Raw genomic sequence first — 24267 nt, 5'->3', positions numbered from 1 at the left:
AACGTTGTCACCTTCGATGCGCAAGGACCAGTAGTTGCCCAAGTGGCGAGGAGTGTCAAGGGTGTTGCCTGCGGCATTCGGGCGCGGCGACCGGGATATTTCCGGCGGAGCACCCGCAGGCCCCGCATACTTCCGCGAGGTCTCAACTCGGATAAGACCCACGGCCAACCTTGCGTTCGATCTTGATCCGCTGGCGTGAAGTGGACTATACCTGTCGGACGCTTCACACGATCCGCACGTCAGCACCCGCACTTCCTGCACGACCCAGCTTGACCCGATCGCGGTGCCGGGAGGGATCCGGTTCACCGCCTGAGTCCTGGAGAAGGCGAGGACTTGAGCATGGGATCCACTTCCGCCGAGCACCACGGCACCGAAGGCGTCGGCCGCCGTGATCTGATCAAGAGGTCCGCCGCGCTCGGGCTGATCTCCGTCCCCACCATGAGCTTCCTGTCCGCCTGTGCCAGTAGCGGCGGCGACGACAGCGGGGACAAGGCCAAAGCAGGCAAGAAGACCGCGAAGAACCCGCTCGCCGTCAACGACACGGCCGGCATGGAATTCGTCCTGTTCGACGGTGGCTTCGGCAAGGAGTACGCCGAGGACGCCGTGAAGATCTACGAGAAGAACTTCCCCAAGGCCTCGGTGAAGTTCTCCGCCACCCAGAAGATCCAGTCCACGCTCCAGCCCCGCTTCAACCAGGGCACCCCGCCGGACCTCATCGACAACTCCGGCGCCGAGCAGATGGACATGGGCGTCCTGGTCGGCAAGAACCAGCTCACCGACCTCACCCCGCTGCTGGACGCGCCCTCCTACGACGACCCGAACAAGAAGGTCCGCGACACGCTGCGCCCCGGCATCGTGGAGATGGGCCAGTTCGACGGCGAGAAGGTCTGGATCCTCTACTACGCCTACACGGTGTACGGCGTCTGGTACTCGCAGAAGGCCCTGGACTCGCTCGACGAGCAGTACCCCGAGACCTGGGACCAGATGCTCGCGGTCTGCGCCAAGGCCAAGAAGAAGGGCATGGCGGGCTGGACGTACGCGGGCAAATACCCCTACTACCTCCCCTTCTCGCTCTACCCGATGATCGGCAAGGTCGGCGGCCGCGAAGTCCTCGACGCGATCGACAACCTGGAGCCGAACGCCTGGAAGCACCCGGCCGTCAAGGCCTGCTTCGAGGCGTACTACGAGCTCTACAAGAAGGGCTACGTCCTCAAGGGCACCCCGGGCCTGGACCACATCCAGTCGCAGACCGCGTGGGCCGAGGGCAAGGCGCTGTTCATCCCCAACGGCTCGTGGGTCGAGAACGAGTCGGCGAACGTCATTCCGAAGGACTTCGACCTGGCCGTTTCCGCGCCCACCGGCCTCGACTCCTCGGACAAGCTGCCGTTCGGCACCATCTGGGCCTCCGGCGGCGAGCCCTTCATCGTCCCGGCCAAGGCGAAGAACGCCGCCGGCGGCATGGAGCAGCTGCGCATCATGCTCAGCGAGGCCTCGTCGAAGAACTTCACCGGCAAGGTGAAGTCGCTGACCGCGTACAACGGCGGCACCGACGGCATCGCTCTCACCCCCGGTCTGAAATCCGGTGTCGCGGCACTGGACAAGGCCGGCGAGAACGTGGTGAATCCCCGTATGCAGGACTGGTACGTGCAGTTGCAGAAGGAGAAGATCGGCGTTTCCGGCCTGGGCGAGATGATGGCCGGCCGCCTGACTCCCGCCGAGGCCATCAAGAAGATCCAGGGCTTCGCCGACGAGACCGCCAAGGACGACTCCATCAAGCACTACAAGCACCAGTAACGGCACAACACAATTCCGCACACGGCACCGGAGTGGCGATGCAGCACGGCAAGTACCGGTTCATCGTGGGCTTCCTCGCGTTGCCCCTGGGACTGTACGCGCTCTTCGTGGTCTGGCCGTTCATCCAGTCCATCTACTACTCGTTCACGGACTGGACCGGCCTGAGCCCCGAATTCAAGATGGTCGGTTTCGACAATTACAGCCGCATGCTCGACGACGACATCTTCTGGAAGTCGTTGCAGCACAGCCTGCTGTTCGCCCTCCTGCTGCCGGTGGTGACGATCGGCCTCGCGCTGTTCTTCGCCTTCATGATCAATGTGGGCGGCAGGAAACGGAGAAACGGTCCTGTCGTCACCGGCGTCCGCGGCTCCGGCTTCTACAAGATCGTCTACTTCTTCCCGCAGGTCCTCTCGATCGCCATCGTCGCGCTGCTGTTCGCGTTCGCGTACAACCCGGACAGCGGCGCGATCAACTCGCTCCTGCGCGGCATCGGCCTGGACGACGTCCAGCCGCTCTGGCTGGGCGACCCCGATCTGGCCCTCTGGGCGGTGATGGGGGTCCTCGTCTGGTCCACGGTCGGCTTCTTCGTGGTCCTCTTCTCCGCCGGCATGGCCTCCATCCCGGCGGAGATGTACGAGGCGGCGCTCCTGGACGGCGCGAACCGCGTCACCACCTTCTTCCGGGTCACCCTGCCCCTCCTGTGGGACACGGTGCAGTCCGGCTGGGTCTACATGGGCATCCTCGCCCTGGGCGCCGAGTCGTTCGCGGTCGTGCAGATCATGACGACCGGGCCGGGCGGTCCCGACTACTCGACCACCGTCATGGTCCTGTACGTGTACCAGAAGGCGTTCCGTGACGGGCAGGCCGCCTACGCCACCACCATCGGTGTCGCCCTGCTCGTCGTCACGCTGGCCTTCGCCGCCGTGGTGATGCGGCTGGGCCGTCGCGAGCGGCTGGAGTACTGACCGATGAAGACGACCGAGACCCCCGCGCCGCTCCCGGCCGAGTCCGGCGCACCGATCACCAAGACGGACCTCCAGCCGCCCTCTCCCGCGAAGGAGAAGAAGGAGGGCACGGTCCTCAACGTCTTCTCCCACGGCGTCCTGGTCATCTGGGCGTTCATGGTGGTCCTGCCGCTGCTCTGGGCGGTCATGACGTCCTTCAAGGACGACCGCTCCATCTTCAGCTCGCCCTGGTCGCTCCCGGACTCCCTGCACTTCGACAACTGGTCGCGGGCGTGGACCCAGGCCAACATGAGCGACTACTTCCTCAACACGGTCCTCGTGGTGGGCGGTTCACTCATCGGCACCCTGGTGCTGGGCTCCATGGCGGCCTATGTCCTGGCCCGCTTCGACTTCCCGGGCAACCGCTTCATCTACTTCCTGTTCATCGGCGGCATGAGCTTTCCGATCATGCTCGCGCTGGTCCCGCTGTTCTACGTCGTGAACAACATGGGGCTGCTGAACACCATCCACGGCCTGATCCTGGTGTACATCGCCTACTCACTGCCGTTCACGGTGTTCTTCCTCACGGCGTTCTTCCGCACGCTGCCGACGTCGATCGCCGAGGCGGCCTTCGTCGACGGCGCGTCCCACAGCCGTACGTTCTTCCAGATCATGCTGCCCATGGCCAAACCGGGTCTGATCAGCGTGGGCATCTTCAACTTCCTGGGCCAGTGGAACCAGTACATGCTCCCCACGGTCCTCAACACCGACCCAGACAAGCGGGTCCTCACCCAGGGCCTGGTCCAGCTGGCGGTCAGCCAGGGCTACAAGGGCGACTGGTCGGGCCTCTTCGCGGGCCTGGTGATGGCGATGCTGCCGGTGCTGGCGGCGTACATCATCTTCCAGCGGCAGGTGGTGCAGGGTCTGACGGCCGGTGCGCTGAAGTAGCCCGGGCCGGTGGGGGGGGCGGGCGCCGGGGCGTGGCGCAGCTCGGCGCGACGAGGTGCCGGACCCCCATCGCCCACCCGTGCCGCCCCAGCGGCACGACTGCCCGTAGCCAGGGGGGTCAGCCACGACACACCCGCGGCCGCCGTCGAACGGAAGGGGACGTGTCGGGGGGTGTCCGCCCGCAGCGGTTGGCGCGTCGACGCCAGTCAGTCGGTACGAAGCCCCATCGCGCCGTTCCGAGGACGGACACCCCCCGACGCGGCCCCGACCCACCCCCGGGCGCAAGGCGCAAGCACGCGCCCCCACCGGGCGCAAGGCGCAAGCACGCGCCCCCACCCCCGGCGCAAGGCGCAAGCACGCGCCCCCACCGGGCGCAAGGCGCAAGCACGCGCCCCCACCCCCGGCGCAAGGCGCAAGCACGCGCCCCCACCCCCGCCCCCACACCACCCCCGCGACAGAAAGCGCAAACCACGACGTAGCCCTCCGCAACCGCCCGCATACCCCCCGGAATCAGCTCAACCTCTTGACGGGAGGCGACCCGAACGGCTCAGCTTAGAGTTCACTAGTTGGACATAGACGGGGCCTCATCGAAGCGGCCCCGTGCGCAGGAGGTCGTCGTGGAGACTCCGGGGTCGCAGTCGTCGCTGCACCGAGCCAACCTGGAGCGGGTCGTACGAGCCGTGCGCCTCGCCGGCTCCCTCACCCAGGCCGAGATCGCACGGACGACAGGCCTGTCCGCGGCGACGGTCTCCAACATCGTCCGGGAGTTGAAGGACGGCGGCACCGTCGAGGTCACACCGACCTCCGCCGGCGGCCGAAGGGCCCGCAGCGTGTCGCTGAGCGGCGACGCCGGCATCGTCATCGGCGTTGACTTCGGCCACACCCACCTCCGCGTCGCCATCGGCAACCTCGCCCACCAGGTCCTTGCCGAGGAATCCGAGCCCCTCGACGTCGATGCCTCGTCCACCCAGGGCTTCGACCGCGCGGAACAGCTGGTCACACGCCTGATCGAAGCCACCGGCGTGGACCGCTCCAAGATCGCCGGCGTCGGCCTCGGCGTCCCCGGCCCCATCGACGTCGAGTCCGGCACGCTCGGCTCGACCGCGATCCTCCCCGGCTGGACCGGCACCAAGCCCGCCGAGGAGCTCCGCGACCGCCTGGGCGTCCCCGTGCACGTGGACAACGACGCCAACCTCGGCGCCCTCGGCGAAATGGTCTGGGGCAGCGGCCGAGGTGTCCGCGACCTGGCCTACATCAAGGTGGCCAGCGGTGTCGGCGCCGGTCTGGTGATAGACGGCAGGATCTACCGGGGACCCGGCGGCACCGCCGGAGAAATCGGACATATTACACTTGATGAATCCGGCCCGGTCTGCCGCTGCGGCAACCGCGGCTGCCTGGAGACCTTCGCGGCCGCGCGGTACGTGCTCCCGCTCCTCCAGTCCAGTCACGGCACCGATCTGACCATGGAGGGCGTCGTACGGCTCGCACGGGACGGAGACCCGGGCTGTCGTCGGGTGATCGCCGACGTCGGCCGCCATATCGGCAGTGGAGTGGCCAATCTCTGCAACCTTCTGAACCCGAGCCGGGTGGTCCTCGGCGGTGATCTCGCCGAGGCCGGTGAGCTGGTGCTCGGGCCGATCCGGGAGTCCGTCGGCCGCTACGCGATCCCCAGTGCGGCACGCCAGTTGTCCGTTCTCCCAGGCGCCCTCGGCGGCCGTGCGGAGGTGCTCGGAGCGCTCGCTCTCGCCCTCAGCGAGATGGGTGATTCGACCCTTCTTGACGGAACTGCCCCGGCCGCACTGAAGGCGGCCACCCCTGCCTTCACTTAGAGAACGGATGGCACCGTTGCCATCTCGTTAAGGATTTACTTCTTGACGTCGCACGTGTGGCCGAGTTGACTTCCAGCCACCTCGGCCGCAATGTCGCGGCCTCGTCAGGGAGGTTTCTGAAGTGAACACGCGTATGCGTCGCGCCGCTGTTGCCGTTGCCGCCGGTGCGATGGCCGTTTCGCTTGCTGCCTGTGGCAGCGCCAAGGAGTCGGGCGACAAGGCCGATTCCTCCGGGTCCGCCAAGAAGGGCGACGACATCAAGGTCGGCCTGCTCCTTCCGGAGAACGCGACCGCCCGTTACGAGAAGTTCGACCGTCCGCTCATCGAGAAGAAGGTCAAGGAGCTCACCGACGGCAAGGGCGAGGTCGTCTACGCCAACGCCAAGCAGGACGCCAGCACGCAGAACCAGCAGGTCGACACGATGGTGACCAACAAGGTCGACGTGCTGATCGTGGACGCGGTGGACTCCAAGGCCATCGCCGGCTCGGTGAAGAAGGCCAAGGACGCGGGCATCCCCGTCGTCGCCTACGACCGTCTGGCCGAGGGCCCGATCGACGCCTACACCTCGTTCGACAACGTCACCGTCGGCAAGACCCAGGGCGAGGCCCTGCTGAAGGCCCTCGGCGGCAAGGCCAAGGACGGCCAGATCGTCATGATGAACGGGTCCTCCACCGACCCGAACGCCGCCCAGTTCAAGCAGGGCGCGCACTCCGTGCTCGACGGCAAGGTGAAGATCGGCCGCGAGTACGACACCAAGGAGTGGAAGCCGGAGAACGCCAACGCCAACATGGAGGGCGCCATCTCCGCCCTCGGCAAGGACAAGATCGTCGGCGTCTACTCCGCCAACGACGGCATGGCGGGCGGCATCATCACCGCCCTGAAGGCCGCCGGCATCGCCGACGTCCCGGTCACCGGCCAGGACGCCGAGCTCGCGGGTGTGCAGCGCATCGTCACCGGTGAGCAGTACATGAGCGTCTACAAGCCCTACCCGCAGGAGGCGGACGTCGCGGCCGAGATGGCCGTCGCCCTCGCGCAGGGCAAGTCGCTCGACTCGATCGCCAAGGACAAGGTCGACAGCCCGACCAACAAGGCCGTCCCGTCGGTCCTCGTCCCGGTCGTCTCGCTGACCAAGGACAACATCAAGGACACCGTCATCAAGGACGGCATCTACACCGTGAACGAGATCTGCGCGGGCAAGTTCAAGGCCGCCTGCGACAAGGCCGGTCTCAGCTAAGCAGCCGTAAGGTCCCCCGGGGCCACGGGAGTCCGCCCGCGGACTCCCGTGAGCCGCGGACAGGGACCGGCTGCCCCCGAGTTCCTCCGGCGCCCCGCCACATCAGCCCCGCAAGCTATGCGGGGCGCCGGAGTGATCACTCCTCCCACCCTTCTGCACAACCTCCCGCCGGGTCAGGCGGCGAAGGAGATGGTTCACGTGTCCGCTACGCCCGTGCTGGCGTTGCGCGGGGTCTCCAAGCGATTCGGTGCCGTTCAGGCGCTCACCGACGTAGAGCTTGAGGTCCACGCCGGTGAAGTGGTCGCCCTGGTGGGCGACAACGGCGCCGGAAAGTCCACGCTGGTCAAGACGATCGCCGGCGTGCACCCCATCGATGAGGGCCTCATCGAATGGGACGGCAGGTCCGTCCAGATCAACAAGCCGCACGACGCCCAGAACCTGGGCATCGCGACCGTCTACCAGGACCTCGCGCTCTGCGACAACATCGACGTCGTCGGCAACCTCTACCTGGGCCGGGAGATCCGCAAGCGCGGCGTCCTGGACGAGGTGGAGATGGAGCGCCGCTCCCGCGAGCTGCTCGACACGCTGTCGATCCGCATCCCCAGCGTGCGCATCCCGATCGCCTCGCTCTCCGGCGGTCAGCGCCAGACCGTGGCCATCGCCCGTTCCATGCTCGGCGAGCCCAAGCTGGTCATCCTCGACGAGCCCACCGCCGCCCTCGGCGTCGAGCAGACCGCGCAGGTCCTCGACCTGGTCGAGCGGCTGCGCGAGCGCGGCCACGCCGTGATCCTCATCAGCCACAACATGGCCGACGTGAAGGCCGTCGCGGACAAGGTCGCGGTGCTGCGCCTCGGCCGCAACAACGGCGTCTTCGAGGTCAAGTCGACCTCGCAGGAGGAGATCATCTCCGCCATCACGGGCGCCACCGACAACGCCGTGACCCGCCGTGCGGCGCGCACGAACGGGGAGGTTTCCAAGTGAGCATCGACAAGACCTCCGCGGCTCCGGACGAGCACGTCGTGGAGAACCCCGAGGCGGCCAAGGCGGCCGTCACGGTGGTCGACCCCCGGCTGCTGGTCCGTGAGCAGGGCCTCAAGGGCTACGTCAGCGAATTCAAGCGGAAGGTGAAGTCCGGTGACCTGGGCTCCATCCCGGTCGTCATCGGCCTGGCGATCATCTGGCTCATCTTCACGAGCCTGAACTCCAACTTCCTCACCGCGGGCAACCTGTCCGACATGTCCGTCGCCATGGTCGGCACGGGCATGATCGCCGTCGGAATCGTGTTCGTGCTGCTGCTCGGCGAGATCGACCTGTCGGTCGGATCGGTGTCCGGTGTCGCGGGCGCCAGCTTCGCGGTGTTGAACGTCACCAACGGCATGAACGAGTGGCTCGCCTTCGTGCTGTCCATCCTCACCGGCACGGTCGCCGGTGTGCTGCATGGCTTCTTCTTCGCGAAGATCGGCGTCCCCGCCTTCGCCGTCACCCTGGCCGGTCTGCTGTTCTGGAACGGCTTCATGCTCCAGATCCTCGGCGACAACGGCACCATCAACCTCGACCCGGACGGGGTCGTGGCCCAGCTGACCAGCTACTACTTCTCCGACGTGGCCGCCGCGTACGCGCTGGCCGCGGTGGTGACCGCCGGGTTCTTCGTCAGCTCCTTCTTCGGCAACCGGCGCCGCGAGGCCGCCGGCGTGCCCTCCCGGCCGCTGAGTGACACCATCATGCGGACGGTGCTGCTGGCGGTGGTCTCCTTCACCGTCGCCGTCGTCTTCAACCAGTACAAGGGCCTGCCGCTCGCGGTGGTCATCTTCATCGCGGTGCTGCTGGTCACGGACTTCGTGCTGCGCCGTACGTCGTACGGCCGGAAGGTGTTCGCGCTCGGCGGCAGCGTCGAGGCGTCCCGCCGCGCCGGCATCAACGTGGAGATGGTCCGGATCTCGGTGTTCGCGATCTCCGGCACCTTCGCCGCGGTCGGCGGCCTGTTCATCGCCTCCAAGATCGCGGCGGCCAACCAGGGCGCCGGTGGCGGTGACCTGCTGATGAACGCGATCGCCGCGGCGGTCATCGGCGGCACCTCGCTGTTCGGTGGCCGGGGACGCACCTGGAACGCCCTGCTGGGTGTCCTGGTGATCGTGTCCATCCAGTACGGCCTCGCCCTGGAGGGCATCGCCTCTCCGGTGCAGTACATGATCACCGGTGGTGTGCTGCTGGCCACGGTCGTGATCGACGCCGTCACCCGGAAGACGCAGAAGACCGCAGGGCGCGCCTAGCGCTGAGTGACACCTCCTGTGCCCGGTACCCCACAGGTGCCGGGCACAGCTGTGTCGTGGCCGTGGCGCACCATGGGTAGAGCCGAACGCGTGACGTACGACGCACAGCCCCGGCGCCGCCCGCAAAGGCGGAACATTAGACTCGACAAGCCCGGCAACAGCTCTACTGCAAGGAGGCACGGGTGCCGCTGCTGACCCGTATCAGGGGACCGCGCGATCTGGACCGGCTCAACCCGGAGGAGCTGAACCAGCTGGCCGAGGAGATCCGGAGCTTCCTCGTCGAAGCGGTCTCCAAGACCGGCGGTCACCTCGGCCCCAACCTCGGCGTGGTGGAGCTCACCATCGCCCTGCACCGGGTCTTCGACTCGCCGAGGGACAAGGTGCTCTGGGACACCGGCCACCAGTCCTACGTCCACAAGCTGCTCACCGGCCGCCAGGACTTCTCGAAGCTGAAGATGAAGGGCGGCCTGTCCGGCTACCCCTCGCAGGCCGAGTCCGAGCACGACGTCATCGAGAACTCGCACGCCTCGACCGTCCTCGGCTGGGCCGACGGCATCGCCAAGGCCAACCAGATCATGAAGCGCGACGACCACGTCGTGGCCGTGATCGGTGACGGCGCGCTGACCGGCGGCATGGCCTGGGAGGCGCTGAACAACATCGCCGACGCCAAGGACCGCCCCCTCGTCATCGTCGTCAACGACAACGAGCGGTCCTACGCGCCGACCATCGGCGGCCTCGCCAACCACCTGGCGACCCTGCGCACCACGGACGGCTACGAGCGCTTCCTGGCCCGTACCAAGGAGGTCCTGGAGCGCACCCCCGTCGTCGGGCAGGCGCTCTACGACACCCTGCACGGCGCCAAGAAGGGCCTGAAGGACTTCATCGCCCCGCAGGGCATGTTCGAGGACCTGGGCCTGAAGTACGTCGGTCCGATCGACGGGCACGACCTGGAGGCGCTGGAGTCCGCGCTCGCCAAGGCCAAGCGGTTCGGCGGGCCGGTCATCGTGCACTGCCTCACCGAGAAGGGCCGCGGCTACCAGCCCGCCCTCCAGGACGAGGCGGACCGCTTCCACGCCGTCGGCAAGATCCACCCCGACACGGGCCTGCCGATCGCCAGCTCCGGCGCCGACTGGACGTCCGTCTTCGGCGAGGAGATGGTCAAGCTCGGCGAGGAGCGCGAGGACATCGTCGCCATCACGGCCGCCATGCTCCAGCCGGTGGGCCTGGACAAGTTCGCCAAGCGCTTCCCGAAACGGGTCTACGACGTCGGCATCGCCGAGCAGCACGGCGCCGTCTCCGCGGCCGGCCTGGCCACGGGCGGCGTGCACCCGGTGTTCGCGGTGTACGCCACCTTCCTCAACCGCGCCTTCGACCAGGTGCTGATGGACGTGGCGCTGCACAAGTGCGGCGTGACCTTCGTCCTCGACCGAGCCGGTGTCACCGGCACCGACGGCGCCTCCCACAACGGCATGTGGGACATGTCGATCCTTCAGGTCGTGCCCGGGCTGCGGCTGGCCGCGCCGCGCGACGCCGACCAGGTCCGTGCCCAGCTGCGCGAGGCCGTCGCCGTCGACGACGCACCGACCGTGGTCCGCTTCTCCAAGGGCGCCGTCGGCCCCGCCGTGCCGGCCCTGCGGCGCGTCGGCGGCATGGACGTCCTGCGCGAGCCCGGCACCGACCGGCCGGACGTGCTGCTGGTCTCCGTCGGCGCCCTCGCGCCGATGTGCCTGGAGATCGCCGGCCTGCTCGACAAGCAGGGCATCTCCACGACCGTCGTCGACCCGCGCTGGGTCAAGCCCGTCGACGAGGCCATGGCGCCGCTCGCCGAGCAGCACCGCGTGGTCGTCACCGTCGAGGACAACAGCCGCGTCGGCGGCGTCGGCTCGGCGATCGCGCAGGCGCTGCGCGACGCGGGCGTCGACGTGCCGCTGCGCGACTTCGGCATCCCGCCGCGCTTCCTCGACCACGCCTCGCGTGCGGAGGTCCTGGCGGAGATCGGTCTCACCGCGCCGGACATCGCCCGGCAGGTGACCGGACTGGTCGCCAAGCTGGACGGCCGCTACGAGCGCAGTGCGGCGGACGCCGTGGACGCCGCGCGCGACTGACGGCACCGAAGCGACAGACGCGACGGGCGCGGCCGACACGGCCGAACGGGTTCTGTGTGGGCCGGTTTCCCCACCATGAGGGTGGTGGAACCGGCCCATTGGCGTGAATTGGCCCGTGCCGGGGCATACGGATGGTGCCACCTCTCGATCATGTCGAGGACGACAAGCGTGGGAGGTACCCCGTGAGCAGTACCCTCTTCCGGACGAAGAAGGTCGAGCAGTCCATCCTCGACACCGAGGAACCAGAGCACGCGCTCAAGAAGTCCTTGTCCGCGCTGGATCTGACCGTCTTCGGCGTCGGTGTGATCATCGGTACCGGCATCTTCGTTCTCACCGGCACAGTCGCCAAGAACAACGCGGGGCCCGCGGTGGCCCTGGCGTTCGTGGCGGCCGGCGTCGCCTGCGCGCTCGCCGCGCTGTGCTACGCCGAGTTCGCGTCCACGGTCCCGGTCGCCGGGTCCGCCTACACGTTCTCGTACGCCTCCCTCGGTGAGCTGCCCGCCTGGATCATCGGCTGGGACCTCGTCCTGGAGTTCGCGCTCGGCACGGCGGTGGTGGCCGTCGGCTGGTCGGGGTACATCCAGTCGCTCATGGAGAACGCGGGCTGGACGATGCCCGCGGCCCTGGGCAGCCGTGAGGGCTCCGACGTCTTCGGCTTCGACATCCTCGCCGCCGCGCTGGTCCTCGTCCTCACGGGCATCCTCGTGATCGGCATGAAGCTGTCCGCGCGGATCACGTCGCTCGTCGTCGCCATCAAGGTCACGGTCGTCCTCGTGGTGATCATCGCCGGTGCGTTCCTCATCGAGGGGAAGAACTACGACCCGTTCATCCCGAAGGAGAAGCCGGTGGAGGCGGGGTCCAGTCTCGACTCGCCGCTGATCCAGTTGATGTTCGGCTGGGCGCCGTCCAACTTCGGCGTGATGGGCATCTTCACCGCGGCCTCGGTCGTGTTCTTCGCGTTCATCGGGTTCGACGTGGTGGCCACGGCGGCGGAGGAGACGCGCAACCCGCAGCGGGACATGCCGCGGGGCATCATCGGCTCGCTCATCATCTGCACCACGCTGTACGTCCTCGTGTCGATCGTCGTCACCGGTATGCAGCACTACACGAAGCTGGACGTGGACGCGCCGCTCGCCGACGCGTTCAAGGCCACCGGGCATCCGTGGTTCGCGGGCTTCATCAGCTTCGGCGCCGCCGTCGGCCTGACGACGGTGTGCATGATCCTGCTGCTGGGGCAGACGCGTGTGTTCTTCGCGATGAGCCGGGACGGGCTGCTGCCGCGGTTCTTCTCGCGGGTCCACCCGCGGTTCAAGACGCCGCACCGGCCGACCATCCTGCTCGGTGTGATCATCGCCGTGCTCGCCGGGTTCACGCCGCTGACGGAACTCGCCGCGCTGGTCAACATCGGCACGCTGTTCGCCTTCGTGGTCGTCGCGATCGGCGTGATCATCCTCCGCAAGACCCGGCCCGACCTGCCCAGGGCGTTCCGTACCCCGTGGGTGCCGGTCATCCCGATCCTGTCGGTGTGCGCCTCGCTGTGGCTGATGATCAACCTGCCGGCCGAGACGTGGGTCCGCTTCGCCATCTGGATGGCCGCCGGCTTCTTTGTCTACTTCCTGTACAGCCGCACCCACAGCCGCCTGGCCCGCCAGGAGGCGGGCAAGGAGCAGCCGAGCGTGGGCGGTGGCACGCCGTAGACGGCTGCGGCTCCGCCTTCTCGCCGGGTGGGGGGTCGGGGCCGCGCCGGTGGCCTCCTCCCCAGCTGCGGGCAATCGTGCCGCCAAGGGCGGCACGGGTGGGCGCAGCGGCACCACGCTCCGCCGGGTTGCGGACCCGACCGGCCCCAGCCCCGCTCCTACGGGCGGACAGACCGTGGCCCCGCCACCTCCGCCCCCAGCTCCCCGACCCTCCTCCGCAGCTCCCGGTCCGCCGTGATCACCAGGACGGGGCGCTCGCCGGCCGAGGCGACGACTTCGACGATGTGGTCGTCGCCGCTGCCCGGGGCGGACGACACCCGTACCCCGGGCACGGACTCCACCCCGCGCGCCGCCCCCTCCACGACCAGGACGATGTCCACCGGGCCGGCGACGGCCGGAACCCCGTCCGACGCCAGACGGTCCCGCAGCCGTTCCGCCGCACCCCGGCGGTCCCGCCACCAGCCGTCCGGCACCGAGCCGATGACGTTCGCGGCGTCGACCACGACGAGGAGAGGTGAGGGCTCGTTCATGTGGCCAGGGTCGCACGGGAGACGGGCCGGGGCGGGGGAGGGCGGGCGCGCCGGGTTGGGGCGGCCGCATAAAGTGAACACGTGAACGGCGACTGGCTCATCCGCGGCCGCGACGGCCGCCTCACCGTCTATCTGCCCTCCGGCGACGCCGTCCTGTGCCGGGCGGAACGCGGCCCCGGCGGCCCCTGGGAGGACGCCCCGCGAACCGTCGGCGGGGCCCAGAAGCTGCACCCGGGGGCGGCGGTCGGACAAGGCACCGACGGCTACGCGCATCTGGCGGCCTGGCGGCCCACCGCCCCGGGCGAGTCCGGGCTCGTGCACTCCACGCACTTCCGCCCCCACCTCGCAGCCCTGGACTGGACTCCCATCGGCCACCCGGACAAGAAGGGCGACCGTACGGGACCGCCCGCCGTGACCGTGGACGGGGCGGGGCGCGGTTATGTCTTCGTCCGCAACGGCAGCGGCGGGGTCAGCCTGCGCAACCAGAAGGTGAAGGGCGGCTGGGGCGGCTGGCTGGACCTCGAAGGGCACGGTGTCGAGGGGGAGTTGGCCCCTGTGACGGGCGAGTCGGGGCGGGTCGAGCTGTACGCCTGTGCGCCCGGCGGGATCCTGCACTGGCGGCAGGAGGGGGACGGCAAGAAGCCCGTGCGGACCGAGGGCGTCGACACGTCCGTCCGTGCGGGCACCCTGCGCGCGCTCGCCACGTCCGCCGAGCACACCACCCTCTTCTTCACCGACGGCTCGGGCGATGTGTGCGCCTGGCGTCCCGGTGAGAAGCCGGTGACCCTGCTGCCCTCAGCCGGTCCGGGACCCGTGTCCGCCGTACGGTGTGTCATCGAGGGGCACGACTGCACCGTGCTCGCACAGCGGTCCGCGAGCGGCCGGGTCGCCTTCGCCGCGTATCCGACCGAGCAGGAGTCGGCCGGCGCCTGGTGGACCGAGTCCGGCCCCCGGCTGCCCGCCGAGGCCGTGGTGTCGGTGGCGCTCGACGAGCACGAGGAGGTCGTCGCCGCCTCTCTCACGCCCTCCACGGGGACCGTGCTGCTCACCCGGCGCAAGGACGAACCGGGGCTCGCACTGGAGGCCTGGAGGGAGCTCTGAACCCTTCCGGTAAGCGGAACAGAGTCCTTCATTCCGTGGTTCTTGTCGCTCCAGACACCTGAGATGTGTCAAGGGTTGTACAGATGTGTACGTGACAAGGCGCACCTTTGGTGAACATGGTCAAAAAGTGAAGGTCTTGTTAGCCTCCTCGGACTTGTTCGATTTTCCTCGGGGGGCCGGTTGCTGCTGCGTCTGGCTGACGCCGTGGCAACGGGGTTGGGAATGATGTCGTGAGCAGATCCTCCACGGTGGATCTTGTCGTTGTCGGACTCGGTTACGTGGGCCTGCCGTTGGCCAGGTCCGCCGCCGCCGCGGGCCTGAAGGTGGTCGGTCTCGACCGCAGCCGACGGGTGGTCGACGGACTGAACGCCGGCCGTTCACATGTCGACGACATCACCGACGCCGAAGTGCGGGCCATGCTGGAGCAGGGCTTCGAGGCCGTCGACCGGGCCGATGTGATCGCCGACACCGCCGCGGTCGTGGTGTGTGTTCCCACGCCGCTCACCGACCACGGCGCCCCGGACCTCGGTGCGGTGCACGCCGCCGTCGACGACATCGCCGCGCACCTCACCGCCGGCACGCTCGTCGTGCTGGAGTCCACGACGTACCCCGGCACGACCGACGAGGTCGTCCGGCCGCGTCTGGAGGCCGGCGGGCTCACCGTCGGCGTCGACTTCCACCTCGCCTTCTCCCCGGAGCGCATCGACCCGGGCAACCCCTCCTTCGGCCTGGAGAACACCCCCAAGGTCGTCGGCGGCATCACGGCCGACTGCACCAAGGCCGCCCGCGCCCTCTACGAGCGGTTCGTGAACCGGGTCGTCGAGGCCAAGGGCACCCGCGAGGCCGAGATGGCCAAGCTGCTGGAGAACACGTACCGGCACGTCAACATCGCCCTCGTCAACGAGATGTCGATGTTCTGCCGGGAGATCGGCGTCGATCTGTGGGACGCCATCCGGTGCGCCTCCACCAAGCCGTTCGGGTTCGCGCCGTTCTACCCCGGCCCGGGCGTCGGCGGGCACTGCATCCCGATCGACCCCAACTACCTCTCGTACAAGGTGCGTTCGCTGGGCATCCCGTTCCGGTTCGTGGAGCTGGCGCAGGAGATCAACCAGCGGATGCCCGTGCACGTGGTGAACCGGGCCGCCGACCTGCTCAACGACCAGGGCAAGGCCGTGCGCGGCTCGCGGGTCCTGCTGCTCGGCGTGACCTACAAGCCGGACATCTCCGACCAGCGGGAGAGCCCGGCCCTGGCCGTCGCGGAGAACCTCCTCGCGCGCGGTGCCGAGCTCGTCTACTTCGACCCGCGGGTCGAGGACTGGCACGTCGCCGGTGCGCCCGTGGAGCGGGCCGAGGACTACCTCGCCGCCGCCGAGGCCGCCGACCTGACGATCCTGCTCCAGCCGCACCGCGAGATCGACCTCGACGAGCTCGCCGACCGGGCCCGGGCCCTCTTCGACACCCGGGGCAAGTCCGCCGACCACCCGCGGGTGGTCAAGCTGTGACTTCCGAAGATACGTACATACCCGGGGCCGTCGACTCCGGTGGGCGCCGAGCGCACCGCAAGCGGCGGCACCTGAAGGTCTCGTACTTCGTCTTCCTGGGCCTGGCCGCGCTGATCGCCACCCGGCTCGACGCCGGCTCCCTCCACCTGTACTCGATGGGCGCCATGGGCCTGCTGGCCCTGAAGATGTTCGGCGCCCTCTTCTACCGTCCCGCCAAGGCCGGGCGGGAGGAACTGGAGTACCTGGAGAACGCCTGGGTCACCGCGGTCATCCCGATCTACAACGAGGATCCGGTGATGTTCGAGCAGGGCATGCGCAGCCTCCTCGCGCAGAGCCGCCTGCCCAACGAGATCCACATCATCGACGACGCCAGCGCCAACGACTCGGGCATCCGGGCCGCGAAGAAGCTGCGCCGCGAGTTCGAGGCCAAGGGCGTCAAGTACACCGTCAGCGTCCAGCCCGAGAACAAGGGCAAGCGCGAGGCACTGGCACTCGGCTTCGAGGCCGCCCCGTACTCCGACATCTTCCTGTGCGTCGACTCGGACACCGTGCTGTCCCGGGACACCGTGCGCGAGCTGCTGCTTCCGCTGGCCGACGAGAAGATCATGGCCTCCACCGGCATGGTCCTCGCGCTCAACCACGACAGCAACATCTTCACCCGCCTCCAGGACCTGCGCTACGGCAACTCGTTCCTCTTCGAGCGGGCCGCCTACTCCCGGCTGAAGTCGGTCCTGTGCTGCTGCGGCGCGCTCTCCGCGTACCGCGGCACGCTGGTGCGCAAGTACCTGCCGGACTTCCTCAACCAGCAGTTCCTGGGCAAGCCGGCCGTCTTCGGTGACGACCGCCGCATGACCAACTACTGCCTGATGGAAGGCCAGGTCGTCTTCCAGGAGACCGCCGTCGGCTACACGGCCGTCCCCGAGAAGCTGCCGCACTTCCTGCGCCAGCAGGTGCGCTGGAACAAGTCCTTCTTCCGCGAGTCGCTGTGGGCGTTCCGGCACCAGAAGAAGTACCGGCCCGCCTTCTGGCTCACCTGCATGGAACTCGCCCTGTGGCTGGTCTTCGGCTCGGCGATGTTCTACTCGATGGTCATCCTGCCCATCATGAAGCCCGCCCAGTTCGTCAACCACATCGGCGACTACCTGGTCTTCATGGTGCTGATGGGCTACCTGCGCAACGTGCGCTACCTCGACTTCCCGCGGCGCGGGATGGGCTTCGTCAAGCGGTTCGGCATGTTCCTGCTCGCGCCGATCTACGGCGTGATCCAGCTGACGCTGCTGACCCCGCTGCGCTTCTACGCCCTGTTCACGCTCCACAAGGGCAGTTGGGGCACCCGCCAGGGCGGTGTCGAGGTGTCCGTCGCCGGGGACCACGAGAGCGACGTGACGGAGATCTTCGAGGAAGAGGACCCGTACTCCGACAAGAAGGTCACCGAGACGCTCCAGTTGATGCGTCTGGAGGGCGTGGCGCTGCGCACCCGGCCCCGGCCGACGGGCGGCATCCCCTCCCAGCCGCAACCGATCCCCGGCTACCACGAGGAGCACCACGCGGCCGTCCCGCAGCAGCGCGTGAGCTGGGGGGCGCCGGAGCCGGCCGGTCAGCAGCAGTGGCAGGGCGGCGGCCACCCCGGGCACCACGACCCGTACCAGCAGCAGTACCCGGGCCAGGGCGGCCACGTCCCGCAGCAGGGTGGCTATCCGCACCAGGACCCGTCGTGGCCGCAGGGCCAGGGCCAGGGCTACGGGCAGGGCGGCTGGTAACGCCGCGGGAGAGAACGGAGAGAGGGGCGGCCGGGGGGCCGCCCCTCTCTTGTGCGTCCGGACGCCGGGCGTGCGGGCCCGGGCCTCAGGCGTAGGAGGCCATCGCTTCCTCGACCGTCAGCACCGGGATGTCCCGGTCGTCGATCGCCTTCATCAGCGTCTCCAGGCCCGCCTTGCCGATCTCCGTGCTCGTGGCGGGGGCGCCGTCGACGACCTTGTGCAGGCACAGGATCAGCCAGTCGCCGCTGTTGACGCACCGGTCGAGCCGGCCGCCCGCGCCCGTCAGCTTCGACAGGGCCGTACCGCCGATCCCCGTGCCGTCGTTGATGCCCGTCAGCGCCTTGAGGCGGTACGGCATCGCCGGGGCGAACGACTCGATCGTCTCGGAGATGATCGACCGGGCCGTGGTGAAGTGCCGGCTCGCGATCTGGTCGACCGGGACCCCGTCGGACGTCTTCTGGAACGCGCCGTGCGGATAGGCGAAGTGCTCACTGGTGAAGCCGTTGGACACCAGCCACTCGCGCAGCTTGCGGAAGTCGTCGTCGGCCTGCTCCGCGGTGAGCTTGGGGTAGCTGGCCGTGTGGACGGCGTTCGCGTACGAGTGGCCGCCCATCTCCCAGCCCGAGAAGTCCTGCATCGACCGCATCTGGTTCAGCGTCAGGAAGCTGCCGGTGCCGATGGCGTCGGCGATGTTGTAGACCGTGCCGGGGAAGCCGAAGCGGTCCATGACCGGCCGGGCCAGGTCGTGGACCGACTTGTGGGAGTCGTCGAAGGTGATGGAGACGACGCCCTTGGGGAAGACCGAGACGGTGTCCGGTATCAGCTCGACCGCCTGCAGCCGGTAGGTCACCGGGCCGCCCGCGTCGTCGTACACGGCGAACGACATGTCGGTGAAGCCGGTCTTCGTGGACGGCTTGCCGTCGGCGCCGATGGAGTACGTGCCGGCCGCCGCGTTGACGTCGGCCCACTGGAGGTGGACGGTCACCCACTCCCCGGACTGGACGTAGTTGGCCGAGGTCTTGGAGTGGACGTGGTGGGTCCAGGCGAAGTGGTTCGCCAGGGAGCCGCTGCCCAGGTAGAAGACGAGCTTGGCCAGGTTCGTCACGTCCTCGACGCGGAAGACCAGCCGGATCATCTTGCCCGTCAGGCTCATCGCCGGCATGCCCGTCTTGCGGACGTAGCTCTGCTTGCCGTTGCCGCCCGTGGTCACCCGCACCGACTGGGTGCCGCGGACGAAGACGGACGTGTCGTTCGCCTCGGCCGACGCCGTGCCCGCCCCTCCGGGCGTCCAGCCGTGGCCGGACTGGAACTGCTGGGACCAGGTGGCCCGGCGGTACTTGGGGCGGCGCCCCGAGGGGGCGTAGAGGGGAGGCGTGGTGAGGCCGCCGATGCCTCCCGCTGCGGCCGGGGCGGCGGCGGGCTGCGCCACCACCTTGCCCAGCCACGCGCCGCCGCCGGCCATGGCGACGCCTCCCGTGCCACCCATCAGCAGGGCGGAGCGCCTGCTCACCACCGGCTTGTCCTCCGTCGCCTCCGCCGCGTGCCTGTGGGCGCCGGACCGCCTTTTCCTCACCGGGACTCCCGAACCGTGTCGAAGTAGTTCATGCCCTCGTCGGTGAAGCCGTCGACAGCGGACTGCACTTGCTTCGCCGACAGGGTCTCGTTCGCGTTGTAGTAGAGCCAGTCCACCTTCATGTCCCAGGCGCGCTCGCCCTTGAACGGCAGGTCGATGAACCAGTGGTTGAAGTTCACGGACATGTCCGCGCGTGGGGCGTACTTGCCGTTGCTGAGGAAGAGCTTCTTGCCGTCGAGCCAGTAGGCGACGACGCCGTCCTTCACCCGGATCAGCACGGTGTGCCAGGTGTCGAGGCTCTTGTTGGTGGTCTTGTACACCCGGTCGTTCGTCTTGTGGTCGAACCAGGTCACCGTGTCGAGCTTGGGGCCGGGCCGGCCCCAGCCGCCGTTCGGCATGTACTCGTTGTCCAGCTCGCTGTACGTCGAGCCCTTGCCCCCGATAGTGTAGAAGGTCTGGTTGACGTGGTCGCCGCTGTCCCCGGTGGCCGGCTCGTCGCTGAAGTGGATGCGCGCCGCGTAGGTCCCGTCGCGGAACTTGCTCGCGGCCGTGCCGAGGCTCGCCTGCTTCGTCCCGGCCTTGGTGCCGTCCGTGCTCGCCCGCAGGTTGAGCACCTGGCCGTCGGCGTGGGAGCCCTCGGCGGTGGGGAAGCTGACGCCGCTCGCGGACCAGGTGTTCTCCACGCCCGGGCCGCCCTTGCTGGTGCGGACCAGCCAGCCGTGCTTGAACAGGGCCGGGTCCTTGGGGCCCTGGTACGTGAAGTCGTCGAACAGCACGCCGGAGGGCTGGGCGGGCAGCGGCTCGGGTGCGGTCTTCGCCGCCGTCTTCTTCTCGTCGCTCGCCTCGGTGCCGTCCGGCTCCTCACCCCAGACGAGGACGCCGCGCTTGTAGGCGGTGACCTTCTCCGCCGCCTTGTAGCTGGTCATCTCCGCGTCGAAGGAGCGGTCGTCGGACTGCTTCAGCTTCTTGTGGTCGGTGCGGAAGAGCTGGAGGTCGATGCCCTTGCTGTTGGCGCCCGAGTCGAGGCTGCCCGCCGCTGCCGTGAAGCGGACCTCCAGGTAGTGGTCCGCGGTGTCGGTGGCCTGGTCCATCGCCACGATCCGGCCGGCCACGTTCGAACAGCCGAAGACTGCGTTGACACAGTTGAAGGCGTACGAAGCGTCGTCGTCGGCGGTGAACCAGTACCGGAGCGTCACATCGCTCAACGGCAGTGACTTCCCGGTGTCGTTGAAGACCTCGAAGGACGGCTTGGCCGCCGCGGCCGTCGCCGGGGTGTCGGTCCGGTAGCGGACCCTCAGCTCGGGCGGGTCCGGGTTCGCGGCCTTCCACACGGGATACAGCGCGGTGCCGCCGGCGGCGACGACCGCCACGAGGAGCAGGAGCCTGATCTTGGGCCAGACCCGGCGTCGGGGTGTTCGGCGACGAGGGGACGCCACGCAGGACTCCTTCGAGGACACCCTGCGGTCCGGGGTGGAGACCGTCAGAGTCAGGTAAACAATGGTCGGATTGTGTGAGGATCCTATCTGTGGCGGCATGCAGAAAGGGGGGCGGGTGCACGGATTGTTACCGTACGCCCCACCCCCCTCAGGGGTAACGCGTTACGCCGGGACGCTCGCGACGCCCTGCGCCAGGAACCTCTTGCCGTTCACGCGCTCGGAGACACCCTCGCGGTCCAGGTACGGCGTGATGCCGCCCAGGTGGAAGGGCCAGCCGGCGCCCGTGATGAGGCACAGGTCGATGTCCTGCGCCTCGGCGACCACACCCTCGTCGAGCATGATGCCGATCTCCTGCGCCACCGCGTCGAGCACGCGCTCGCGGACCTGCTCCTCCGTCAGGACGGTGTCGCCCTGCTTCAGCAGCGCGGCGACCTCGGGGTCCAGCTCCGGCTTACCGGAGTCGTAGACGTAGAAGCCGCGCTTGCCCGCCTTGACGACGGCCGCGAGGTTCGGAGAGACCGTGAAGCGGTCCGGGAAGGCCCGGTTGAGGGTCTCCGAGACGTGCAGGCCGATCGCCGGGCCGACCAGCTCCAGCAGCACCAGCGGGGACATCGGCAGCCCGAGCGGCTCGACGGCCTTCTCGGCGACCTCGACCGGGGTGCCCTCGTCGATGACGTTCTGGATCTCGCCCATGAAGCGGGTCAGGATGCGGTTCACGACGAACGCCGGGGCGTCCTTGGTGAGCACCGCGGTCTTCTTCAGCTTCTTGGCGACGGCGAAGGCCGTGGCCAGCGAGGCGTCGTCGGTCTTCTCGCCGCGCACGATCTCCAGCAGCGGCAGGACCGCGACCGGGTTGAAGAAGTGGAAGCCGACGACCCGCTCGGGGTGCTTCAGCTTCGAGGCCATCTCCGAGACGGAGAGGGAGGAGGTGTTCGTCGCGAAGATGGCGTGCGCCGGGGCGACCGCCTCGACCTCCGCGAACACCTGCTGCTTGACGCCGATCTCCTCGAAGACCGCCTCGATGACGAAGTCGGCGTCCGAGAAGCCCTCGGCCTTGTCCAGCACACCGGACACCAGCGCCTTGAGGCGGTTGGCCTTGTCCTGGTTGATGCGGCCCTTGCCGAGCAGCTTGTCGATCTCGGCGTGGACGTAGCCCACACCCTTGTCGACGCGCTCCTGGTCGATGTCGGTCAGCACGACCGGCACCTCCAGGCGGCGCAGGAACAGCAGCGCGAGCTGGCTGGCCATCAGACCGGCGCCGACGACACCGACCTTGGTGACCGGGCGGGCCAGGCTCTTGTCCGGGGCACCGGCCGGGCGCTTGCCGCGCTTCTGCACCAGGTTGAACGCGTAGATGCCGGAGCGCAGTTCGCCGCCCATGATGAGGTCGGCGAGGGCCTTGTCCTCGGCGTCGTAGCCCTGCTGCAGGTCGCCGTTCTTGGCGGCGCTGATGATGTCCAGGGCGCGGTAGGCGGCCGGGGCGGCGCCGTGCACCTTGGAGTCCGCGATGAAGCGGCCCTTGGCGACGGCCTGGTCCCAGGCCTCGCCGCGGTCGATCACCGGGCGCTCGATCTCCAGCTCGCCCTTGAGGACGGCCGCGGTCCAGATCAGCGACTGCTCCAGGAAGTCCGCGCCCTCGAAGATCGCGTCGGCGATACCGAGCTCGAAGACCTGCTTGCCCTTGAGCTGCTTGTTCTGGTTGAGGCTGTTCTCGATGATCACCGAGACGGCCTTCTCGGGGCCGATCAGGTTCGGCAGCAGCGTGCAGCCGCCCCAGCCGGGGACCAGACCGAGGAAGACCTCGGGCAGCGAGAACGCCGGCACGGCCGCGGAGACGGTGCGGTAGGTGCAGTGCAGACCGACCTCGACACCGCCGCCCATCGCGGCGCCGTTGTAGTACGCGAAGGTCGGCACGGCCAGCTTGGAGAGCCGCTTGAAGACCTCGTGGCCGCCCTTGCCGATGGCGAGCGCGTGCTCATGCTCCTTGAGGATCTCCACGCCCTTGAGGTCGGCGCCGACCGCGAAGATGAACGGCTTGCCGGTGATGCCGACGCCGGTGATCTCGCCGTCCGCCGCCTCCTTCTCGACCTGGTCGATCGCGGCGTTCAGGTTCGCCAGCGAGGCCGGGCCGAAGGTGGTCGGCTTAGTGTGGTCGTGGCCGTTGTCCAGGGTGATCAGGGCGAAACGGCCCGCACCCAGCGGCAGGTCGAAGTGGCGTACGTGCGCACTCGTGACGACCTCGTCCGGGAACAGCTCGGAAGCCTGCTTCAGAAGCTCGGCGGTGGTGCTCACTTGTCCCCCTCGAAGTGCGGGTTCTCCCAGATGACCGTCGCGCCCATGCCGAAGCCGACGCACATGGTGGTCAGGCCGTAGCGGACGTGCGGCTGCTCCTCGAACTGGCGGGCCAGCTGCGTCATCAGACGGACGCCGGAGGAGGCCAGCGGGTGGCCGAACGCGATGGCGCCGCCGTACTGGTTGACGCGCTCGTCGTCGTCGGCGATGCCGTAGTGGTCGAGGAAGGCCAGGACCTGGACGGCGAAGGCCTCGTTGATCTCGAACAGGCCGATGTCGGAGATCGACAGCCCGGCCTGGGCCAGCGCCTTCTCCGTCGCCGGGATCGGGCCGTAGCCCATGACCTCCGGCTCGACGCCCGCGAAGGAGTAGGAGACCAGGCGCATCTTCACGGGGAGGTCGTGCTCCCGCGCGAAGTCCTCGGAGGCGATGAGCGAGGCGGTGGCGCCGTCGTTCAGACCGGCCGCGTTACCGGCGGTGACCCGGCCGTGGACGCGGAACGGGGTCTTCAGGCCCTGGAGGTTCTCCAGGGTCGTGCCCGGGCGCATCGGCTCGTCGGCGGTGACCAGGCCCCAGCCCGTCTCACCGGCCTCGGCGTTGGTGCGGCGGACCGAGACCGGCACCAGGTCGGCCTGAATCTTGCCGTTGGCGTACGCCTTGGCGGCCTTCTCCTGGGAGCGCACGGCGTACTCGTCGGCGCGCAGCTTGGTGATCTGCGGGTAGCGGTCGTGCAGGTTCTCCGCGGTCATGCCCATGAAGAGGGCGGACTCGTCGACCAGCTTCTCGGAGACGAACCGGGGGTTGGGGTCCACGCCCTCGCCCATGGGGTGGCGGCCCATGTGCTCGACACCGCCCGCGATGGCGATGTCGTAGGCGCCGAAGGCCACGGAACCGGCGACCGAGGTGACGGCGGTCAGAGCGCCGGCGCACATGCGGTCGATGGAGTAGCCCGGCACGGACTGCGGCAGACCCGCGAGGATCCCGGCGGTGCGGCCGATGGTCAGGCCCTGGTCACCGATCTGCGTGGTCGCGGCGATGGCGACCTCGTCGATCTTCTTCGGGTCGAGTCCGGGGTTGCGGCGCAGCAGCTCCCGGATCGCCTTCACGACGAGGTCGTCGGCACGGGTCTCGTGGTAGATGCCCTTCGGGCCCGCCTTGCCGAACGGGGTGCGGACGCCGTCGACGAAGACGACGTCCCTGACGGTACGAGGCACGATGGCTCTCCTCCAGGGTCAGGATCTGCATTGCTGCT

At 68.7% G+C, this 24267-nt stretch carries 17 protein-coding genes; 12 read left to right on the top strand and 5 right to left on the bottom strand.

What is annotated here, in order from left to right:
• The first annotated feature begins 339 nt into the window (after positions 1-339).
• The 9 genes from ngcE to ACFZDI_RS30990 all read left to right on the top strand — a co-directional run bounded on the left by ngcE (position 340) and on the right by ACFZDI_RS30990 (position 12821).
• A complete protein-coding gene (gene ngcE, locus ACFZDI_RS31030) occupies positions 340-1794 on the top strand; it encodes an N-acetylglucosamine/diacetylchitobiose ABC transporter substrate-binding protein (protein WP_234847198.1) in 1455 nt (484 codons plus the stop codon).
• 38 nt (positions 1795-1832) lie between these two features.
• Positions 1833-2759 (top strand): carbohydrate ABC transporter permease, encoded by a 927-nt coding sequence (locus ACFZDI_RS31025; protein WP_221755178.1) that lies wholly within the window; start codon positions 1833-1835, stop codon positions 2757-2759.
• A 3-nt stretch (positions 2760-2762) separates the two neighbouring features.
• Positions 2763-3686, top strand: a complete 924-nt coding sequence (locus tag ACFZDI_RS31020; RefSeq protein WP_234847196.1) for a carbohydrate ABC transporter permease — start codon at positions 2763-2765, stop codon at positions 3684-3686.
• A 617-nt stretch (positions 3687-4303) separates the two neighbouring features.
• Entirely contained in the window at positions 4304-5515 is a 1212-nt protein-coding gene (locus tag ACFZDI_RS31015; RefSeq protein WP_391255022.1) for an ROK family protein, read from the top strand.
• A 133-nt stretch (positions 5516-5648) separates the two neighbouring features.
• Positions 5649-6749 carry a sugar ABC transporter substrate-binding protein gene (locus tag ACFZDI_RS31010; protein ID WP_234846499.1) on the top strand — a complete coding sequence of 367 codons (1101 nt, stop codon included), beginning with the start codon at positions 5649-5651 and terminating at the stop codon, positions 6747-6749.
• A gap of 189 nt (positions 6750-6938) precedes the next feature.
• Positions 6939-7730, top strand: coding sequence for an ATP-binding cassette domain-containing protein (locus ACFZDI_RS31005; RefSeq protein ID WP_234846496.1), 792 nt, complete (start codon positions 6939-6941; stop codon positions 7728-7730).
• The gene (locus ACFZDI_RS31000; protein ID WP_234846495.1) at positions 7727-9019 is read left to right on the top strand and encodes a sugar ABC transporter permease; all 1293 of its coding nucleotides are present in this window, start codon (positions 7727-7729) and stop codon (positions 9017-9019) included. Before ACFZDI_RS31005 ends, ACFZDI_RS31000 begins: the two co-directional genes overlap by 4 nt.
• Positions 9020-9201: 182 nt before the next feature.
• Entirely contained in the window at positions 9202-11124 is a 1923-nt protein-coding gene (dxs, locus tag ACFZDI_RS30995; protein ID WP_391255018.1) for a 1-deoxy-D-xylulose-5-phosphate synthase, read from the top strand.
• Between the two features lie 182 nt (positions 11125-11306).
• Positions 11307-12821, top strand: a complete 1515-nt coding sequence (locus tag ACFZDI_RS30990; RefSeq protein ID WP_391255015.1) for an amino acid permease — start codon at positions 11307-11309, stop codon at positions 12819-12821.
• A 158-nt stretch (positions 12822-12979) separates the two neighbouring features.
• Here the strand turns inward: ACFZDI_RS30990 and ACFZDI_RS30985 are convergent, their stop codons facing one another.
• On the bottom strand, positions 12980-13351 hold the full coding sequence (locus ACFZDI_RS30985) for an NTP pyrophosphohydrolase (RefSeq protein ID WP_234846492.1): 372 nt from the start codon (positions 13349-13351) through the stop codon (positions 12980-12982).
• Between the two features lie 81 nt (positions 13352-13432).
• Between ACFZDI_RS30985 and ACFZDI_RS30980 the strand changes: the two genes are divergently transcribed.
• From ACFZDI_RS30980 to ACFZDI_RS30970, 3 genes are all read left to right on the top strand, one after another.
• Positions 13433-14452, top strand: a complete 1020-nt coding sequence (locus ACFZDI_RS30980; RefSeq protein ID WP_391255012.1) for a hypothetical protein — start codon at positions 13433-13435, stop codon at positions 14450-14452.
• Positions 14453-14682: 230 nt separating this feature from the next.
• Positions 14683-15954 (top strand): nucleotide sugar dehydrogenase, encoded by a 1272-nt coding sequence (locus ACFZDI_RS30975; RefSeq protein ID WP_391255009.1) that lies wholly within the window; start codon positions 14683-14685, stop codon positions 15952-15954.
• Positions 15951-17714, top strand: coding sequence for a glycosyltransferase (locus ACFZDI_RS30970; protein WP_391255007.1), 1764 nt, complete (start codon positions 15951-15953; stop codon positions 17712-17714). Before ACFZDI_RS30975 ends, ACFZDI_RS30970 begins: the two co-directional genes overlap by 4 nt.
• 85 nt (positions 17715-17799) lie before the next feature.
• Here the strand turns inward: ACFZDI_RS30970 and ACFZDI_RS30965 are convergent, their stop codons facing one another.
• The 4 genes from ACFZDI_RS30965 to ACFZDI_RS30950 all read right to left on the bottom strand — a co-directional run bounded on the left by ACFZDI_RS30965 (position 17800) and on the right by ACFZDI_RS30950 (position 24229).
• A complete protein-coding gene (locus ACFZDI_RS30965; protein WP_391255004.1) occupies positions 17800-19287 on the bottom strand; it encodes a polysaccharide deacetylase family protein in 1488 nt (495 codons plus the stop codon).
• Positions 19284-20723 (bottom strand): cellulose binding domain-containing protein, encoded by a 1440-nt coding sequence (locus ACFZDI_RS30960; protein ID WP_391255001.1) that lies wholly within the window; start codon positions 20721-20723, stop codon positions 19284-19286. Before ACFZDI_RS30960 ends, ACFZDI_RS30965 begins: the two co-directional genes overlap by 4 nt.
• A 162-nt stretch (positions 20724-20885) precedes the next feature.
• Positions 20886-23015, bottom strand: a complete 2130-nt coding sequence (locus ACFZDI_RS30955; RefSeq protein WP_361109964.1) for a 3-hydroxyacyl-CoA dehydrogenase NAD-binding domain-containing protein — start codon at positions 23013-23015, stop codon at positions 20886-20888.
• On the bottom strand, positions 23012-24229 hold the full coding sequence (locus ACFZDI_RS30950; protein WP_234846485.1) for an acetyl-CoA C-acyltransferase: 1218 nt from the start codon (positions 24227-24229) through the stop codon (positions 23012-23014). The genes ACFZDI_RS30955 and ACFZDI_RS30950 overlap by 4 nt, the downstream gene beginning before the upstream one ends.
• Positions 24230-24267 lie beyond the last annotated feature (38 nt).

The sequence above is a fragment of the Streptomyces sp. NPDC007907 genome, from assembly GCF_042959365.1.
In the GTDB taxonomy this organism is placed as follows: Bacteria; Actinomycetota; Actinomycetes; order Streptomycetales; family Streptomycetaceae; genus Streptomyces; species Streptomyces indiaensis.
This window is presented reverse-complemented; position numbering and strand designations above follow the sequence as displayed.

What these genes read in the sequence shown, in the direction of transcription:
- ACFZDI_RS31005 (WP_234846496.1), top strand. Translation starts at nt 6,939, where the DNA reads ATGGTTCACGTGTCCGCTACGCCCGTGCTGGCGTTGCGCGGGGTCTCC.
- ACFZDI_RS30985 (WP_234846492.1), bottom strand. Translation starts at nt 13,351, where the DNA reads ATGAACGAGCCCTCACCTCTCCTCGTCGTGGTCGACGCCGCGAACGTC.
- ngcE (WP_234847198.1), top strand. Translation starts at nt 340, where the DNA reads ATGGGATCCACTTCCGCCGAGCACCACGGCACCGAAGGCGTCGGCCGC.
- ACFZDI_RS31020 (WP_234847196.1), top strand. Translation starts at nt 2,763, where the DNA reads ATGAAGACGACCGAGACCCCCGCGCCGCTCCCGGCCGAGTCCGGCGCA.
- ACFZDI_RS31010 (WP_234846499.1), top strand. Translation starts at nt 5,649, where the DNA reads ATGCGTCGCGCCGCTGTTGCCGTTGCCGCCGGTGCGATGGCCGTTTCG.
- ACFZDI_RS31025 (WP_221755178.1), top strand. Translation starts at nt 1,833, where the DNA reads ATGCAGCACGGCAAGTACCGGTTCATCGTGGGCTTCCTCGCGTTGCCC.